The 16484-nt window shown below is 72.2% G+C and carries 17 protein-coding genes; 8 read left to right on the top strand and 9 right to left on the bottom strand.

Features of this window, described 5'->3' with window-relative positions:
* Window positions 1–15: 15 nt before the first annotated feature.
* From ACTWP8_RS35840 to ACTWP8_RS35825, 4 genes are all read right to left on the bottom strand, one after another.
* Window positions 16–2169 (bottom strand): SpoIIE family protein phosphatase, encoded by a 2154-nt coding sequence (locus tag ACTWP8_RS35840; RefSeq protein WP_443326261.1) that lies wholly within the window; start codon window positions 2167–2169, stop codon window positions 16–18.
* A gap of 321 nt (window positions 2170–2490) precedes the next feature.
* Window positions 2491–3228, bottom strand: coding sequence for a class I SAM-dependent DNA methyltransferase (locus tag ACTWP8_RS35835; RefSeq protein ID WP_443326260.1), 738 nt, complete (start codon window positions 3226–3228; stop codon window positions 2491–2493).
* 203 nt (window positions 3229–3431) lie between these two features.
* A complete protein-coding gene (gene fomD / locus ACTWP8_RS35830; protein WP_443326243.1) occupies window positions 3432–4118 on the bottom strand; it encodes a cytidylyl-2-hydroxypropylphosphonate hydrolase in 687 nt (228 codons plus the stop codon).
* Between the two features lie 68 nt (window positions 4119–4186).
* Complete coding sequence (locus tag ACTWP8_RS35825; protein WP_443326259.1) at window positions 4187–5614, bottom strand: class II fumarate hydratase; 1428 nt, start codon at window positions 5612–5614, stop codon at window positions 4187–4189.
* Window positions 5615–5772: 158 nt separating this feature from the next.
* Here ACTWP8_RS35825 and ACTWP8_RS35820 point away from each other — a divergent pair, with 158 nt between their 5' ends.
* The 4 genes from ACTWP8_RS35820 (at window position 5773) to ACTWP8_RS35805 (ending at window position 8668) form a co-directional block, all read left to right on the top strand.
* Window positions 5773–6909, top strand: coding sequence for a cation diffusion facilitator family transporter (locus ACTWP8_RS35820; protein WP_443326258.1), 1137 nt, complete (start codon window positions 5773–5775; stop codon window positions 6907–6909).
* Window positions 6910–7056: 147 nt separating this feature from the next.
* The gene (locus ACTWP8_RS35815) at window positions 7057–7923 is read left to right on the top strand and encodes a hypothetical protein (RefSeq protein ID WP_443326242.1); all 867 of its coding nucleotides are present in this window, start codon (window positions 7057–7059) and stop codon (window positions 7921–7923) included.
* The gene (locus ACTWP8_RS35810) at window positions 7920–8360 is read left to right on the top strand and encodes a hypothetical protein (protein ID WP_443326241.1); all 441 of its coding nucleotides are present in this window, start codon (window positions 7920–7922) and stop codon (window positions 8358–8360) included. The genes ACTWP8_RS35815 and ACTWP8_RS35810 overlap by 4 nt, the downstream gene beginning before the upstream one ends.
* Complete coding sequence (locus ACTWP8_RS35805) at window positions 8357–8668, top strand: hypothetical protein (protein WP_443326240.1); 312 nt, start codon at window positions 8357–8359, stop codon at window positions 8666–8668. Before ACTWP8_RS35810 ends, ACTWP8_RS35805 begins: the two co-directional genes overlap by 4 nt.
* 45 nt (window positions 8669–8713) lie before the next feature.
* Here the strand turns inward: ACTWP8_RS35805 and ACTWP8_RS35800 are convergent, their stop codons facing one another.
* Window positions 8714–10390, bottom strand: coding sequence for a fumarate hydratase (locus ACTWP8_RS35800; protein WP_443326239.1), 1677 nt, complete (start codon window positions 10388–10390; stop codon window positions 8714–8716).
* 293 nt (window positions 10391–10683) lie between these two features.
* On the opposite strand from ACTWP8_RS35800, the gene ACTWP8_RS35795 reads away from it, so the two are divergent.
* Complete coding sequence (locus ACTWP8_RS35795) at window positions 10684–11367, top strand: DUF1707 SHOCT-like domain-containing protein (protein ID WP_443326257.1); 684 nt, start codon at window positions 10684–10686, stop codon at window positions 11365–11367.
* A 194-nt stretch (window positions 11368–11561) separates the two neighbouring features.
* On the top strand, window positions 11562–11936 hold the full coding sequence (locus ACTWP8_RS35790) for a WhiB family transcriptional regulator (RefSeq protein ID WP_443318892.1): 375 nt from the start codon (window positions 11562–11564) through the stop codon (window positions 11934–11936).
* 105 nt (window positions 11937–12041) lie between these two features.
* On the opposite strand, the gene glpX is transcribed toward ACTWP8_RS35790, so the two are convergent.
* Window positions 12042–13073, bottom strand: coding sequence for a class II fructose-bisphosphatase (gene glpX / locus ACTWP8_RS35785; protein ID WP_443318893.1), 1032 nt, complete (start codon window positions 13071–13073; stop codon window positions 12042–12044).
* A 241-nt stretch (window positions 13074–13314) separates the two neighbouring features.
* Between glpX and ACTWP8_RS35780 the strand changes: the two genes are divergently transcribed.
* A complete protein-coding gene (locus tag ACTWP8_RS35780; protein ID WP_443326256.1) occupies window positions 13315–13845 on the top strand; it encodes a DUF4245 domain-containing protein in 531 nt (176 codons plus the stop codon).
* Between the two features lie 111 nt (window positions 13846–13956).
* Here the strand turns inward: ACTWP8_RS35780 and ACTWP8_RS35775 are convergent, their stop codons facing one another.
* A complete protein-coding gene (locus ACTWP8_RS35775; RefSeq protein WP_443326238.1) occupies window positions 13957–14550 on the bottom strand; it encodes a malonic semialdehyde reductase in 594 nt (197 codons plus the stop codon).
* 183 nt (window positions 14551–14733) lie between these two features.
* Window positions 14734–15030 (bottom strand): exodeoxyribonuclease VII small subunit, encoded by a 297-nt coding sequence (locus ACTWP8_RS35770; protein WP_443326237.1) that lies wholly within the window; start codon window positions 15028–15030, stop codon window positions 14734–14736.
* Between the two features lie 15 nt (window positions 15031–15045).
* Between ACTWP8_RS35770 and ACTWP8_RS35765 the strand changes: the two genes are divergently transcribed.
* On the top strand, window positions 15046–15189 hold the full coding sequence (locus ACTWP8_RS35765) for a hypothetical protein (RefSeq protein WP_443326236.1): 144 nt from the start codon (window positions 15046–15048) through the stop codon (window positions 15187–15189).
* On the opposite strand, the gene xseA is transcribed toward ACTWP8_RS35765, so the two are convergent.
* A complete protein-coding gene (gene xseA / locus ACTWP8_RS35760; protein WP_443326235.1) occupies window positions 15167–16375 on the bottom strand; it encodes an exodeoxyribonuclease VII large subunit in 1209 nt (402 codons plus the stop codon). The genes ACTWP8_RS35765 and xseA overlap by 23 nt on opposite strands.
* Between the last annotated feature and the right edge of the window lie 109 nt (window positions 16376–16484).

Genomic DNA, 16484 nt, shown 5'->3' with positions numbered 1-16484 from the left:
CCCGCGCCCGGGCGGTCACATACGTGCCGGCCCGCCCAGCTCGAACCACACCACCTTGCCGGTGCTCAGCCGGGTCGCGCCCCACCGCCGCGCCAACTTGTTGACCAGGTACAACCCGCGCCCGCCCTCGTCGGTGTGGCGCGCCTGGCGCAGCCGCGGCAGCTGCGGCACGTCGTCCCCGACCTCGCAGCGCAGCACGTCCGTACGCAGCAGCCGCAGCGTGATCGGCCGCTCCGCGTACCGGACCGCGTTCGTCACGACCTCGCTGATCAGCAGCTCGACCGAGTCGGTCAGGTCCTCCAGGCCCCAGCGGGCCAGCGCCCGCCGGGCCAGTCGGCGCGCCTTGCCCGGCGCCTGCTCGTGCGGGTCCAGGAACCAGTACGCGACATCGCTCGGCGCGATCCCGTCGAACCGGGCGGCGAGCAGCGCGATGTCGTCGTCCCGGTCGCCCGGGCCGAGCATGTCGAGCACCTCGTCGCACAGCGGCTCGAGCGGCGGCGGATGGTCGGGGCCGGTCAGCCGGGCGGTCGCGGTCAGCTTCTCCCGCAGCTGCTCTATCCCGGTCCAGACGTCGCGCAGCCGGGACTCGACGAGCCCGTCGGTGTAGAGCAGGAGCGTGGCCCCGGCGGGGGCGTCCAGCTCCACGGCCTCGAAGTCGACCCCGCCGACGCCGATCGGCGCGCCCGGCGGTACGCGCAGCACCTCGGCCCGGCCGCCCAAGTGCAGCAGAACGGGCGGCGGATGCCCTGCGTTGGCCACCATGATCCGGTGCGCGACCGGGTCGTACACCGCGTACAGGCAGGTCGCCATGCGGTCGCTGCCGAGCCGCTGCGCCTGCTCGTCGAGGTGGTGCAGCACCTCCTGAGGCGGCAGGTCGAGCCCGGCGAGCGTCTGCGTCGTGGTGCGCAGCTGGCCCATGATCGCGGCGGAGGTCATGGAGTGGCCCATGACGTCGCCGACGACGAGGGCGACCCGGCTGCCGGGCAGCGGGATCGCGTCGTACCAGTCGCCGCCCACCCGGGCGGTCTCGGCGGCCGGCAGATAGCGGCTGGCCAGCCGTACGCCCGTGGGCTGCGGCAGCGTCTCGGGGAGCATGGTGCGCTGCAGCGCGTCGGCGATGTACGCCTCGCGGCCGTACAGCACGGCCTTGTCGACGCCGAGCGCGGTGTGCGTGGCGAGTTGAGCGGCGACCAGCAGGTCGTCGGCCTCGAACGGGGGCCGCTCCGGGCGGCGGAAGAAGACCGCGGCGCCGATCACCCGGCGGCGGCCGCGCAGCGGCGCGAGGACGGCCCGCTGGCCGCCCGGGACGGTGTGGCCGGGGCCCAGCAGCTCGGGGAGCGCGGCGCGGGCGGCCGCCGAGTCGCCGAACACCGGCCGTACGCCCCGCAGCACCTCGGCGAGCGGCCCGCCGGGGCGGACCTCGGCGTGCTCGGCGGCCTGCGGGAAGTCGGCCTGCAGATTGAGCATGGGCAGCCGGCCGCCGTCGGTGTCCTGCTCCTCCGGGATCCGGTCGGTGCGGCGGAGGCGGAGTACGACGGGGCCTACGGGGCGCTCGTCGCCGACGGGCAGCGGGTCGCGGAGGTAGACGAGGATGACGTCGGCGAAGGTGGGGACGGTGGCCCGGCACAGGCCGAGCACGATCTCGTCGAGGTCGATGCCCCGCGCGATCCGGCGCGTCGCCGCCCCGACGAACCGCAGCCGGTCTCCCTCGCGGGACGCGCTGCCGGTCTCGATGACCGGCCGCCCGTCCACCAGGGGCTCACCCGGGCCTCCGGCGCCGGCGGCAGGGGCCTTGCCCATCGGCTCGGACGCGGCCCGCTGGTGCCCGAGCGTCGCGCTCGGCTCGCCGCCCTTCGGGCGGTTGCGCCGACTCGCGCCGGTGGCGGCGTTGCGGTCCGCGCCTGCGCTCTCCGGCTCGGTCGGGTGCTGTGCGCCCTGGGACGGGTCGGCCGGGGAGGCCGAGGCCGACGCGCGCGTGCGCCGGTCCGCCGTCGAGGAGGCCGCGTCGGCGGCCGCGGCTCCGCCCCGCGAACGGGTGCGCCGGGCCGCGCCGGTGGCGGCGTTGCGGTCCGCGCTGCGCCGCTGTGGTTCGTTCGGGTGCGGGGCACCGGACGGCGGGTCCGCGGGCGGGCCCGCCGGGGCGTCGGTCGCCGCCGCGGCGCGGCCCAGCCCGTCGGCGGCCGCCGACGCGGCGGAGATGCCGTCGGCCGGTGGCCGTTGACGGCCTATGGTGCCGTCCCGCTCCGCGGATCTGCGCGCAGGCCTTCGCCGGCCGGCCGGGTCCGGGGCCGGGGTGCCGGCCGCGGCCTGCTGGATCGCGCGGCGCGGGTCGGCGTCCGCCGCCGCTCCGGGCACGTCCTCGTGCGCCCGCGGGGGCTGGCCCGCCGCGGGCGCGGCTGAGGCGGCGGCCTGCCGGCCGCTGTGGGAGGTCGGGTACTCCGTCACGCGTGGGGTTCCATCCGTCCGGGGCTGCGCGTCGGGCGCGCTTGGTCAGGCGCGTCGTCGGCAGTTGAGGAAGAGCTGGATCTCGGGCGGTACGTCCGTACTGGCCGGGGCGTACGCGTACGAGTCCTCCCCGGCGACCTCGAAACCCGCATCGCGCACGACCTGGCGCAATTCGTCCCTCACGTAACCCGATACCCGGATCGTGTTGCCCAGGAACGGAATTGCGAAGTCGTCCACATCTGCTTCGACCATCGAGAGCGCGAGCAGCCCCTCGGGCCGCAGCAGGCCGTGCAGCAGGCGCAGCGCGTACGGGATCTCCGCGCGTGGGAGCATCAGGAGCGAGAAGAAGGCGGCGATGCCGTCGAACCGGCCGGGACCGTGGGGCGGTTCCGCGGTCAGGCCCCCCAATTTCCCCGAGGCGACCAGCTCCCCGAGGTCCGCCAGCTCCGCGACACGGAACTCACCGGCCGGGACGTTCTCGCGGGCGAGCTTGACCATCGTGGGCGACAGGTCGATGCCGACGACCCGGTGCCCGGCGGTCACGAGCTGCGCCGCGGTCGGCAGGCCCGTGCCGCAGCCGATATCGAGGATGCGCGAACCCGCGGGGAGCGACTCGGCCAGCCAGCGGCCGGAGGCGAGCTGCCCCTCCTTGTGCGGGAACGCTTCGTCGTAGCGGTCGCCTATCGCGTCGAACGCCTCTGCCTGCCCGGTTCTGTCGATCTGTAACCGGTCGTACCCGTCGTAGCCTTCTCCGCCCACGACTCCACCCTTCCAGTTCTCCAGCACTCCACTGACTGTGACGTGTGACTGTGACGTGCGGTCAAACCTTTCCGATGGCCGGTCAAACCTTTTCGATGGCTTGGAGTTGTGCTTGTACTGCCCGTGCGCTGCACAGGGTGTTGCGGACGACGATCCTACGGTTGGTGGCCAGGGGCACATCAAGGGTCTCCCGTCGGGAGATTCCTTCCGCACACCGGTGCAGGAGGTCAGGAGGCCAGTCTGGCAGGGACGAGGTCCCAGTCCGCCGGAAGTTCCGGGACCGGCCATTCCTGATCGGGCCGCCAGTTCTCCCAGCCGTCCCGGAAGGGCGCGCCCCACGCGCCGATGAGTTCGACGGCGGCCCGGCCCGCGGCCCGTACGCCCTCGGCCTGCCGGGCACTCATCAGGCCGGCGCGCTGCGCCTGTTCGAACTCGTCCTCGTCCCGCCAGGCCCAGCTGCGGTCCGGATAGACCGCGATGTCCAGGAAGTGGTCCTCGGAGTCGATGCCGCGCGCCCACCGGCGGCGCGGCTCCTCCAGATTCACGTACCAGTTCTTGAAGCGCCAGCCCGGCTCCCAGAACAGCCAGACCGACCAGGGGTCGGCGGGCGTGGCCAGCTTCAGCACACCCGTGCCGAACCAGCGCGAGCGGGTGGTGGACCGCGGCTTGGTGTAGCGGGTGGCCAGCGGCTCACGGTGTACGGGTGTGCCGTCGCTGAGCACCGGCTTCACGCACACGGTGCCCGGCGCCATCCAGACCGCGAGCAGCTCGGCCGTGTCCTCCACGACCGTCACGGGACGGCAGATGTGGACGCGGCCGGTGCCGTTGCCCCGGTAGCGCCAGAGGATGTGCTCCCCCGGTGCCCAGAATCGGGCATCCGCCGCGCCCGTCGACTCCGTGGTCTCCGCTGTCATGCGCAGATCTTAGGGGCGGGGGGCCACGCGCCGCTGTGGCCCGCGCTACGGGCGCGTCACGCGCCGCGCTACGGGCGGGTCATGCGCAGCACGTCCAGCGCCTCGTCCAGCTGCTCGAGCGTCAGATCGCCGCGTTCCACGTACCCCGACTCGAGGACCACCTCGCGGATCGTCTTCCGCTCGGCCAGAGACTTCTTGGCGACCTTCGCCGCCTCCTCGTAACCGATGTACTTGTTGAGCGGGGTGACGACGGACGGCGACGACTCGGCGTACTCCCGGGCCCGGTCCGCGTTCGCCGTGATGCCGTCGACCGTGCGGTCCGCCAGCAGGCGGGAGGCGCTCGCGAGCAGCCGGACCGACTCGAGCAGGTTCCTGGCGATGACCGGGAGCATCACGTTGAGCTCGAAGTTGCCCGAGGCGCCTGCCGTGGTGACCGTCACGTCGTTGCCGATGACCTGGGCGGCCACCATCAGCACCGCCTCCGGAATCACCGGGTTGACCTTCCCCGGCATGATCGAGGAGCCGGGCTGGAGGTCGGGCAGGTTGATCTCGGCGAGTCCGGTGCGCGGTCCCGAGGCCATCCAGCGGAGATCGTTGGCGATCTTGGTGAGGCTCACCGCGATCGTACGGAGCTGGCCCGAGGTCTCCACCAGGCCGTCCCGCGCGCCCTGCGCCTCGAAGTGGTCGCGCGCCTCGGTCAGCGGAAGACCGGTGGAGCGGGCCACCTCGGCGATGACGGCGGCGGAGAAGCCGGGCGGGGTGTTGATGCCGGTGCCGACGGCCGTGCCGCCGAGGGGGAGTTCGGCGAGGCGGGGGAGGGAGGCCCTGAGGCGCTCGGCGCCGTACCGCACCTGCGCCGCGTAGCCGCCGAACTCCTGACCCAGCGTCACCGGGGTCGCGTCCATCAGGTGCGTACGGCCGGACTTGACGACCTCCGCGAACTGCGCGGACTTGCGCTCCAGGGACTCGGCGAGGTGGTCGAGAGCCGGAATAAGGTCGCCGGTCACGGCCGCGGTCGCGGCGATGTGGATCGAGGACGGGAAGACGTCGTTGGACGACTGGCTGGCGTTGACATGGTCGTTCGGGTGGACGGGTGCCCCGAGCCGCTCACTCGCCAGGGTCGCGATGACCTCGTTGGTGTTCATGTTGGAGGACGTGCCGGAGCCGGTCTGGAAGACGTCCACCGGGAAGTGGTCGTCCCAGGCGCCCTCGGCGACCTCTGCCGCGGCCTCCTGGATCGCGGTCGCCAGGTCCTTGTCGAGCACGCCGAGATCGGCGTTCACCTTGGCCGCGGCCGCCTTGATACGGGCCAGCGCCTCGATGTGCGCGCGCTCCAGGCGCTGCCCGGAGACCGGGAAGTTCTCCACCGCGCGCTGGGTCTGCGCGCGCCACTTCGCGCGGGCGGGGACCCGTACCTCGCCCATCGAGTCGTGCTCGATGCGGTAGCCCTCGCCGCCTTCGCTGCTGTCGCTGTTCTCGCTGCCGTCGTCGGTCATCGTCACGTACCTCCTGGGATGCACAGCGCGTGTCCAGTTCACCTTGTTCCCGGCGGCGTTGCGCGAACGCGTACGGCCGTGCGGCATCCGCGGGATATGCGCAGGTGAGAGATGAAAGCCCCGGCGTAACCGTCCATAATCGCGCTGTGAGCGAGCCGATGAGGAACCACCAGGACCACGGGCACGGGCACGACGGGCACGAGCACGGCCACGATGGGCACGGGCACGACGGGCACGGGCACGACGGGCACGGGCACGGCGGGCACGGGCACGGGCACGACGGGCACGGGCACGGCCGGGGCCGGTGGGCGCGCATCCGGCACCGGGTGGCCCACGTGGTCACCCCGCACAGCCACCAGGCAGCCGACAAGGTCGACTCCGCGATGGAGACCTCCGCGGAGGGCATGCGGACGCTGTGGATCTCGCTCGGCGTCCTGGCCCTCACGGCGGCGCTGCAGGCCGCCGTGGTCGTCGTCTCGGGTTCTGTGGCGCTGCTGGGCGACACGGTCCACAACGCCGCGGACGCGCTGACCGCCGTGCCGCTGGGCGTCGCGTTCGTCCTCGGCAGGCGCGCCGCCACCCGCCGCTTCACGTACGGGTACGGCAGGGCGGAGGACCTGGCCGGGATCGTGATCGTGCTGACCATCGCCGCGTCGGCGGCGCTGGCCGGCTGGGCGGCGGTCGACCGGCTCCTCGACCCACGGCAGGTCCACCTGCTGCCCGCGGTCGCCGCAGCGGCCGTCGTCGGATTCATCGGCAACGAGTGGGTGGCCCGCTACCGCATCCGCACCGGCCGCAGGATCGGCTCCGCCGCCCTGGTCGCCGACGGGCTGCACGCCCGCACCGACGGACTCACCTCGCTCGCAGTGCTGCTCGGCGCGGGCGGCGCGGCGCTCGGCTGGCGCCTGGCCGACCCGGTCGTCGGCCTGTTCATCACCGCCGCCATCGCGCTCGTGCTGAAGGACGCCGCCCGGGAGGTCTTCCGCCGCCTGATGGACGCCGTGGAACCCGCGCTCGTCGATGCGGCCGCGGCCGCGCTGCTCGGCGTGCCCGGCGTAGTGGAGGTCGGCGAGCTGCGGATGCGGTGGATCGGGCACCGGCTGCGGGCGGAGGTCGCCATCGTCGTCGACGGCGACCTGAGCGTACGGGCCGCACACGAGGTCGCCGTCGAGGCGGAGCACGCCCTGCTGCACGCCGTACCGCGGCTGACCGCCGCCCTGGTGCACGCGGACCCCTCCGCCACGACCGGCGACCCGGACCCCCACGCGGCCCTGGCCCACCACGCGCACGCCTAGGCCCGGACAGGGCCCGGCCTCCGGCGGGTGGCCGCCGGTCGGCGTGCCGGGATCCGCACGTGACTCATCAAGTCCGTTGCCCTGCAAGGCTGGTGAAGCCGCCTTACGATACGGCCGGGAATCGGCGGGCGACAGGGAAAGGACCGCATGTCCGACATCTGGGATGAGGTTCGTGCGGGATGGGAGGCCGCCGTCCGCGCGGCCGAGGGGACAGGGCATCCCCAGAACGAGGAGTACGGGGCGGGCCGGGCGGGCCTGGGCTTGGCCCGCCGTCCCATCGCGTTCACCGGGGAGCCCGGGGCCGGGAAGACGGTCCTCTTCGACGCGCTCGCCCAGCGTGTCGGCCCCGACGACGACCTCAAGGGGCGCAGCCCGGACCGGGAGGAGAAGCACACGGTCTTCATGCTGGGCTCGATGCGGATCCGGGTGTCCGTCATGGTGGTGCCCGGCCAGGAGTCGGCGCAGCGCGAGCGCGCCATGAACCGTGTCCTGAGCGACAACGCAGCGCCCGAAGGCATCATCCACGTGGTCTGCTGGGGCCACAACAAAGTCTGGGACCGCAGAGGCCAGAATGCGCTGGAGGACGGGGTGCGCGGTGCGGGAACGGGGATCACCCCGGACGCCGTGCGTGAGTGGCACCTGCTGAAGGAGCGCCGGGACTTCGAGGATCTGTGTGACCGGATCAAGGAGACCCGCGCCGTGGAACGGCGTCTGAAGTGGCTGATCGTCGCCGTCACCAAGAGCGATCTGTTCTGGAACGACATCGACAGCGCACGTGACTACTACATCCCGGACGGTGACGCCACCGGGCCGGGCGACGAATCGCGCTTCTGCACCGCCCTGCGCGACCTGGCCGAGGGCAGCCGCCTCCGGATCGCCGTCGTCCCGGTGAGCTCCCGGCTCCTGCGGCACTCCTTCGGCGGTGGCCTTCCGCCCCGGATGAGCGTGCTCGACGAGCTGGGGGCCCGCGGCCTGCGCAAGCACTTCTACCGGACCTTGAAGGGCCTGCTGTGAACACGGCTTGGGACGGCGAGGCCTTCGAGTCTTCGCTGCGCACGGCCGAGGAGCTGCTGAGCGGGGTGCGCCGGGCCCGGGTCGCGCTGTGGTCCCTGCGCGGCGCGGAGGGAGCACTCGGGCTGCTCGCCCTGGCGGCTTTGACCACCGGGTACGCCGCGCACCCCGGCGCCGTTGAGGACTCCGGTTCGGTCATGGTGCCGACTCTGCTCGCCGGTCTCGCGGCCGTCGCTGCGGCCGTAGTCGTCGAGGTGGCCGTGGCCCGCCGCCTCCGGCGGCGCATCGACCGCGACCGGAGCAGGCTCGCCGGAGAGATAAGCATGCTCCGCGAAGTCCTCGTCCACGTGTCGGTGCGAGAGGGCTGGAGCAAGTCCCGCACGCGGGGAGCTCGGGCGCGCATCGCGCGCTTTTCCATCGAAGGGAAGGGGTCCTGGTGATCCAACGGCTGCTGTTGTTCGCGGGGATAGCCGCATTGTTCAGCCTCATCGGGCCGCAGATCGGCTTTCTGATCGCGGAGGGGACCCCTTACGAGGAAACCGTCAACGGCAACTGGGACGCCGCTGCCGCGGCATCCGGCCTGCTGGTCTTCGGTGCGCTGGTGTTCGGCTGGGGAAGCTGGCTCTGCTTCACCGTCTCCGGTGGCTTCCGGGACAACAACGTGGTGGGCGGCCTCCTGAGCCTGATGACGGGCGCGCTGCTGATCGGCGTCGCCGTGTTCGTCGCCTGGAAGACCGTGCTGGCCTGAGCGGCCCGGCGGCCCCGCGCGCCGGGCGGGGCCGCCGGGCCGGGCTCAGGTCGTGGGCCGTACGGGGATGGTGGTCACGAACGGCTGGGCGGGGGACGGGTCCTGGAAGAAGTCGTTGCCCTTGTCGTCGACCACGATGAAGGCCGGGAAGTCCTCGACCTCGATCCTCCAGACCGCCTCCATGCCCAGCTCCTCGTACTCCAGGACCTCCACCTTCTTGATGCAGTCCTGCGCCAGGCGCGCGGCCGGGCCGCCGATCGAGCCGAGGTAGAAGCCGCCGTGCGCGGCGCACGCGTCGGTGACCTGCTTGGAGCGGTTGCCCTTGGCCAGCATGACCTTCGAGCCGCCGGCCGCCTGGAACTGCTCGACGTACGCGTCCATCCGGCCCGCCGTCGTCGGGCCGAAGGAGCCGGATGCGTAGCCCTCGGGGGTCTTGGCCGGGCCCGCGTAGTAGACCGGGTGGTTCCTCAGGTACTCCGGCATCTCCTCGCCCGCGTCCAGCCGCTCCTTGATCTTCGCGTGCGCGATATCGCGGGCGACGACGAGCGTGCCGGTCAGCGAAAGGCGGGTTTTGACCGGGTGCTTGGTCAGCTCGGCGAGGATGTCGTCCATCGGCTGGTTGAGGTCGATACGCACCGCTTCGAGGTCGGGACCCGCGCCCTCGGTCAGCTGCTCGTCGGTGGTCTCCGGCAGGTACTTCGCCGGGTCGGTCTCCAGCTGCTCCAGGAAGACGCCCTCTGCCGTGATCTTCGCGACCGCCTGGCGGTCGGCGGAGCAGGAGACGGCGATGGCGACCGGGCAGGACGCGCCGTGCCGCGGCAGCCGCACCACGCGCACGTCGTGGCAGAAGTACTTGCCGCCGAACTGCGCGCCGATGCCGATCTTCTGGGTCAGCTCGAAGACCTTCTCCTCCAGCTCCTTGTCGCGGAAGCCGTGGCCGGTCGGGGAGCCCTCGGACGGGATCTCGTCGAGGTAGTGCGCGGAGGCGTACTTGGCGGTCTTCAGCGCGTACTCGGCGCTCGTGCCGCCGACGACGATCGCCAGGTGGTACGGCGGACAGGCGGCCGTGCCCAGGAGGCGGATCTTCTCCTCCAGGAACTTCATCATGGAGGACTCGTTCAGGACGGCCTTCGTCTCCTGGTAGAGGAAGGACTTGTTGGCCGAGCCGCCGCCCTTGGCCATGAAGAGGAACTTGTACGCACCGCCGTCGGTCGCGTACAGCTCGATCTGCGCGGGCAGGTTGGAGCCGGTGTTCTTCTCGTCCCACATGGTCAGCGGGGCCATCTGCGAGTAGCGCAGATTGAGCTTGGTGTACGCGTCGTAGATGCCGCGCGAGAGGGCCTCCTCGTCCGCGCCCGACGTCAGGACGTTCTGGCCGCGCTTGCCCATGACGATCGCGGTGCCGGTGTCCTGGCACATGGGCAGGACGCCCGCGGCCGCGATGTTCGCGTTCTTCAGCAGGTCCAGGGCCACGAAGCGGTCGTTGGGGGAGGCCTCGGGGTCGTCGAGGATCCGGCGCAGCTGGGCGAGGTGGGCGGGGCGCAGGTAGTGCGAGATGTCGTGCATGGCCTCGGCGGCCAGCTTCCGCAGCGCCTCCGGCTCGACCCTGAGGAACGTGCGCCCGTCGGCCTCGAAGGTGCTCACGCCCTCGGAGGTCACCAGGCGGTACGGGGTGGTGTCCTCGCCCAGGGGCAGGAGATCCGTATAGGCGAACTCAGGCATGTGCGGCCATTCCTCACTCGGCAGACGGCGGTGGCTGGCGTCGAAGACAGCGCAGACAAGCGTAGAGCGCGCGAGGGCGGGTGGGGCTGTGAGGTAGGGCTCAGTGGAGATGGGGCGCGAGTGGGCGCGGCACGGGAGTCGCGTAACCCTAGTCGCGATCTATCGCGTTTCGGTACGCTGGCCCGGTGAATGAGCCTCAGCAGCAGCCGGTGCCCCTGACCAAGCCCGCGGCGCCTGTGGCGCCTTCGGAGCCCGCAGTACCCGCGGCCCCTGCAGCGGCCGCGGCGCCCGCAGTGGCCGCGGCGGCCGCAGTGGCCGCGGCGCCCGCAGTGGCCGCGGCCAAGCCAGTCGCCGAAGCGGAGATCCGCGCGTCCGACGCCGACCGCGACCGGTTCGCGGACATCCTCCGCGAGGCCCTCGCCGAGGGCCGGCTGACCGCGGAGGAGCACGCCGAGCGGATCGACGGGGTCTACCGCGCCAAGACGCTCGGTGAACTCGAGCCGCTGGTACGGGACTTGCCTGCGGCCGGTACCCGTATGCCACCCGCCGCCGCCCCGGCCGCCGGGCCGCCGTACGCGCAGGCCGAGGCCCCGCCCGAGAACCTCGTCGCCGTTTTCAGCGCCTCGACCCGCAAGGGCCGCTGGCGCATCGGCCGCCGCACCAACGTCTTCACCTGCTTCGGCAGCGTCGAGATCGACCTCACGGAGGCGATGTTCGAGCAGCAGCAGGTCGTGATCAACGCGACGTCGATCTTCGGCAGTGTGGAAGTCCGGGTCCCGGAGAACGTCACGCTGCGCGGCTCGGGCACGGGCGTCTTCGGCAACGTCGAGGTGGACACCCAGGAGTCCGCGGACCTCAACGCTCCGGTCGTCGTCATCAGCGGCTACGCGGTCTTCGGCAGCATCGAGGCCAAGCCCAAGAGGGGCAAACGCCTCCGCGACCTGCACGCCCACGCGCGCAAACACCTCGGGCACTGAGGGGCCCCGGGGTGTGGGCATGGGGTCCGGAGCGGGTGGGGCCAGAAAACTGCAACGGTCTGCATAGGCACACGCACAGCGGGTAGGGACTGCTGCATCGTCTTCTCGTACGGCATGGGGGTTGAAAGGGGCCGTGCGCCGGGGGAGACGGGCAAGGGTGACTCTTTCGCGAAAGCCGTCGTCAGGAGTAGACCGTGCTGCAACCGCCGCATCAGCCCCTGCAGGCCGCCGTACCGCCGCAGCGCATTCACGCCCGGGACCAAGCAGGCCCCTGGCACTCGGACGCGGTGTGCCGCCGCGACGAAGCCGGGCTGTTCTTCGCGCCCTCCAAGGAGCCGACGGCCGCCCGGCTGTCGCGTGAAGAGGCCGCGAAGCGGGTCTGCGCCCGGTGCCCTGTGATGGTGGAGTGCCGGGAGCACGCACTGCTGCAGCCGGAGCCCTACGGCGTGTGGGGAGGGCTGACCGCGGCCGAGCGCCGGGTCGTGCTGGCCCGCCGCCGGCGCCGTGAGGTCGAGCTGCAGAAGGCCGCGCGCTCCGCCGCGGTCCCGCACATCGCAGCGGCTGGCTGAACGTGCGTCAGGGGCGCGCCCACTGCGGGGGCGCCCCTGACGTTCATCCGTATTCCGCAGGTGCGCGTCCGTATCGTCTGAACCGGCCGGCTCCGGCTCCCCCGCTCAGCGCGCGCGGTCGAAGTCGATGGCGCTGTAGGCGCGGAGCTTCGACAGCCGGTGCGTGGAGTCGATCCGCCGGATCGTGCCGGACTTGGAACGCATTACCAGCGACTCGGTGGCGGCCGTCTCCGCCCGGTACCGCACCCCGCGCAGCAGCTCGCCGTCCGTGATGCCGGTGGCGACGAAGAACACGTTGTCGCCGCTGACCAGGTCGTCGGTGTGCAGGACGCGGTCGAGGTCGTGGCCCGCGTCCAGCGCGCGCTGCTTCTCCTCGTCGTCCTTCGGCCACAGCTTGCCCTGGATCGTGCCGCCCAGACACTTGATCGCGCAGGCCGCGATGATGCCCTCGGGCGTGCCGCCGATGCCCATCAGCATGTCGATGCCGGTGCTCTCCCGTACGGCCATGATCGCGCCCGCGACGTCGCCGTCCGAGATGAACTTGATCCGGGCGCCGGTCTCGCGGATCTCCTTGACCAGGTCCTGGTGGCGCGGGCGGTCGAGGACGACGACCGTGACGTCCTCGGGCGCGCTGTGCTTGGCCTTGGCGACCCGGCGGATGTTGACCGACGGAGGCGCGGTGATGTCGACGTAGTCGGCCGCCTCCGGCCCGGTGACCAGCTTGTCCATGTAGAAGACGGCGGACGGGTCGAACATCGTGCCGCGGTCGGCGGCGGCGAGGACGGCGATGGCGTTGGGCATGCCCTTGGCGGTCAGGGTGGTCCCGTCGATCGGGTCCACGGCGATGTCGCACTCCGCACCGGTGCCATCGCCGATCCGCTCCCCGTTGAAGAGCATCGGGGCCTCGTCCTTCTCGCCCTCGCCGATGACGACGACCCCGTTCATCGACACGGTGCTGACGAGGGTGCGCATGGCCTTCACGGCGGCGCCGTCGGCGCCGTTCTTGTCGCCGCGGCCGACCCACCGCCCCGCGGCCATCGCGGCGGCCTCGGTGACCCGTACGAGTTCCAGGGCGAGGTTTCGGTCGGGAGCCTCGGGGCTCACCTCGAGCTGGGACGGCAGATGATGCTCGGTCATCGGAGCGCACCTTTCTGTACGGCGACGGCCGGAGTAGACGGTGTCTGTGACTTTATCGGTTCGTCGCCAATGTGAGCAGTGGGCCCTACGCATGAGCGCTGTCAAGCGCACGGTCGAGGCCTCGGTCGAGGGCGCGGTCGAGAGCGTGGTCGAGGCGCCGCCGGGGGCGTCTCACGAGTGCCCCGCAGGGGGTGCGGGAATCGCCGGTTCGGCGATAAGGGACGATAGGGGCGTGGCAGGAATGCGCGGTACGCAGACGGTTCGGGACATGGTGCTGTCGATGGCGGTCATCGGGGTCGTTGTCGCGGGCATCTATCTCTTCATCCCGCACGACCCCTCGAAGGACCCGGTGAAGCCGGTCGACTACCGGGTGGAGCTGGACACGGCCCGCCGCGCCGCGCCCTACCCGGTGGCGGCCCCCGAGGGCCTGCCGAAGACCTGGCGCGCGACCTCGGTGACGTACGACGGGGGCAACCCGGACGGGGCCGCCTGGCACCTGGGCTTCCTGGACCAGGACGACCAGTACGTGGCGGTGGAACAGAGCAACGGCAGACCGTCGAAGTTCGTGACGAAGGTCAGCCAGGGCGCGGAGAAGACCGGCAGGACCCAGCAGGTCGGCGCGGAGCGCTGGGACCGCTACGAGGGCCCGAAGTACGACGCGCTGGTGCTGGAGGAGCGCGGGGTGACGACGGTGGTGACCGGCACCGCGCCGTACGCGCAGCTCGCGAAGATGGCCGCCGCACTCAGGCTCGAGTCTCCCGGGGGCCGGTGACACGGGTGGCCGACTTGGGCGGCTTGCATGGGCGGCTGCCGCCGCGGGTCCCTTACCCCCGGCAGCGCCCCGGGCCGTCCGGGCTCTGCCGGGGGACCGGCGGGCTTGAGGTCAGACGGTCGTGACGACCTCGTCGTACTCCAGGCGGGGCGAGCGCGGGAGCCATGCGTCCTCGCCCGGCTTGCCGATGTTCACCACGGCCAGCACCGAGTGGTCGCCCTCGGGGAAGAACTCCTTGTTGAGGGCCTCGGCGTCGTAGCCGGTCATCGGGCCCGCGGCCAGGCCGGCGGCGCGGACGCCGATGATGAAGTAGCCGACCTGCAGCGCCGCGTTGAAGGAGCCGGCCTGCTCGCGGACCGGGCGCTCGCTGAAGAAGACGTCCTTGACCTGCGGGAAGTGCGGGAAGAGGCGGGGCAGCTCCTCGTGGAACTCGTGGTCCGTGGCGAGGATCGCGACGAGCGGGGCGGCGGCCGTCTTGGGCTGGTTGCCCTCGGCCATGTGGCGCACCAGGCGCTCACGGGCGTCGGGCGAGCGGACCAGCACGATGCGCAGCGGCGACTGGTTGAAGGCGGTGGGGGCGTACTTCACCAGGTCGTAGATCGCCTGCACCTGCTCGTCGGTGACCGGCTCGTCGGTGAAGGTGCGGGCGGTCCTGGCCTCACGGAAGAGCAGGTCCTGGGCGGCGCTGTCGAGGGCGAGGGTCATGGGGTACCTCTCAAAGTTGTGCAGCGTTCAATTACCGTCGCGTGCAACCACGAGAGGCGCGTGAATATTCAACGAGGGTGAAGGTGTGTGACCCGCTTCACATCCGCGCGGGCTGTGTGCTGGTCGGTACGCCGGTGGGCCCCGGCTCCGGTGAGTGCTCCGGTCGGTACGCCGGTGGGCGCGTTAGTCGTCGGCTTCCTCGTCGTCCTCGCCCCCGGCGCCGTCCTCGTCCCCGGAATCCGCGAGGGCCGCGTCCAGCCGCGCCCGCGCGCCCTCCAGCCACCGGCGGCAGACCTTCGCCAGCTGCTCGCCGCGCTCCCAGAGCGCGAGGGACTCCTCCAGCGTGGTCCCGCCCGCCTCCAGCCGGCGGACGACCTCGATCAGCTCGTCCCTCGCCTGCTCGTAGCCGAGCGTCGAGTCGGCCGGCGGCGCGGTCGCGCCGCCGCCGGGCTCGCCGGCCTTCTCGTCCGTAGTGGTCATGCGTCCAGCCTAGAGGTGGCGTACGACAGGGCGGCCGACGCCACCCACGACGCCCACGTCGCCACCCACGACGCCCACGTCGTCACCCGCGCCGCTGTCGCGGCGTACGGCGACGTAGGGAGCGCAGCAGGTGCCGCTACGGCGTCACCCGCACCGTGAACTCGCCCTCGGCGACGCGGGCCCGCAGCTTCTCGTCCGGCGTGACCTCGTCCGCCGACCTGACCACCGTGCCGTCCGCCCGCTGCAGCACCGCGTACCCCCGCTCCAGCGTGGCCGCCGGGGAGAGCGACACAACGCGCGCGAGGGTGTGCGCGAGCTCCGAGTCGGCCCGGTCCAGCAGGTGCCCCAGCGTCCTGCGGCCCCGGTGGAGCAGCGCCTCGACCTGCTCCTCCCGCTCCTCCACCATCCGCTGCGGCCGCTCCATGCACGGCCGGTGGCGGACGGCCGCGAGGCCCCGCTCCTCCCGGTCGAGCAGCCCCGTGACGGTGCGCAGCGCGCGCTCCCGCAGCTGCCGGATGCGGGTCAGCTCCTCGCCGACGTCCGGCACGACCTTCTTCGCGGCGTCCGTCGGCGTGGAGGCGCGCAGGTCGGCGACGAGGTCGAGCAGGGGTGTGTCCGGCTCGTGGCCGATGGCCGACACGACGGGCGTACGGCAGTCGGCCACGGTCCGTACGAGCTGCTCGTCCGAGAACGGCAACAGGTCTTCGACGCTGCCGCCGCCGCGCGCCACGACGATCACGTCGACGTCCGGCAGCGCGTCGAGATCCTTGACCGCCTGAACGATCTGCGGCACGGCGTGCACGCCCTGCACCGCGACGTTGCGGACCTCGAAGCGGACGGCCGGCCAGCGGTGCCGGGCGTTCTCCAGCACGTCCCGCTCGGCGGCCGAGGCCCGGCCGCAGACCAGGCCGATGAGCTGCGGCAGGAACGGGAGCGGACGCTTCCGGTCCAGCGCGAACAGGCCCTCGGCGGCGAGCGACTTCTTCAGCTGCTCCAGCCGGGCCAGCAGTTCGCCGACGCCGACCGGCCTGATCTCGGAGGCCCGGAGCGAGAGCTGGCCGCGCGGCGCGTACCACTCGGGCTTGGCGTGAACGACGACCCGCGCGCCCTCGGAGACGATGTCCCCGACCCGGTCGAACACCAGGCGGTAGCAGGTGACGGAGAGGGAGATGTCGTGCGACGGGTCGCGCAGGGTCAGGAACACCACGCCGGCGCCGGGCCGCCGCGACAACTGCGTGATCTGCCCTTCGACCCACACGGAGCCGAGCCGGTCGATCCATCCGCCGATCAGCCGTGACACCTGGCCCACGGGGATGGGTGCGTCCGGAGAGGTGTTGAGACCCATACGGGCAGGCTAGCCGCCCCCGAGGACAGCGCGACCGCCTCCGGCGCAGACCTGGGTTGTGGGATTTCGTTTCGCCCCACGGGGAAAAAGACCCCCACCCGGACAACAG

The sequence above is a fragment of the Streptomyces sp. 7N604 genome, from assembly GCF_052245475.1.
Lineage (GTDB): Bacteria > Actinomycetota > Actinomycetes > Streptomycetales > Streptomycetaceae > Streptomyces.
Note: the sequence above shows the minus strand (reverse complement) of the source record. Positions and strands in the feature narration are given on the sequence as shown.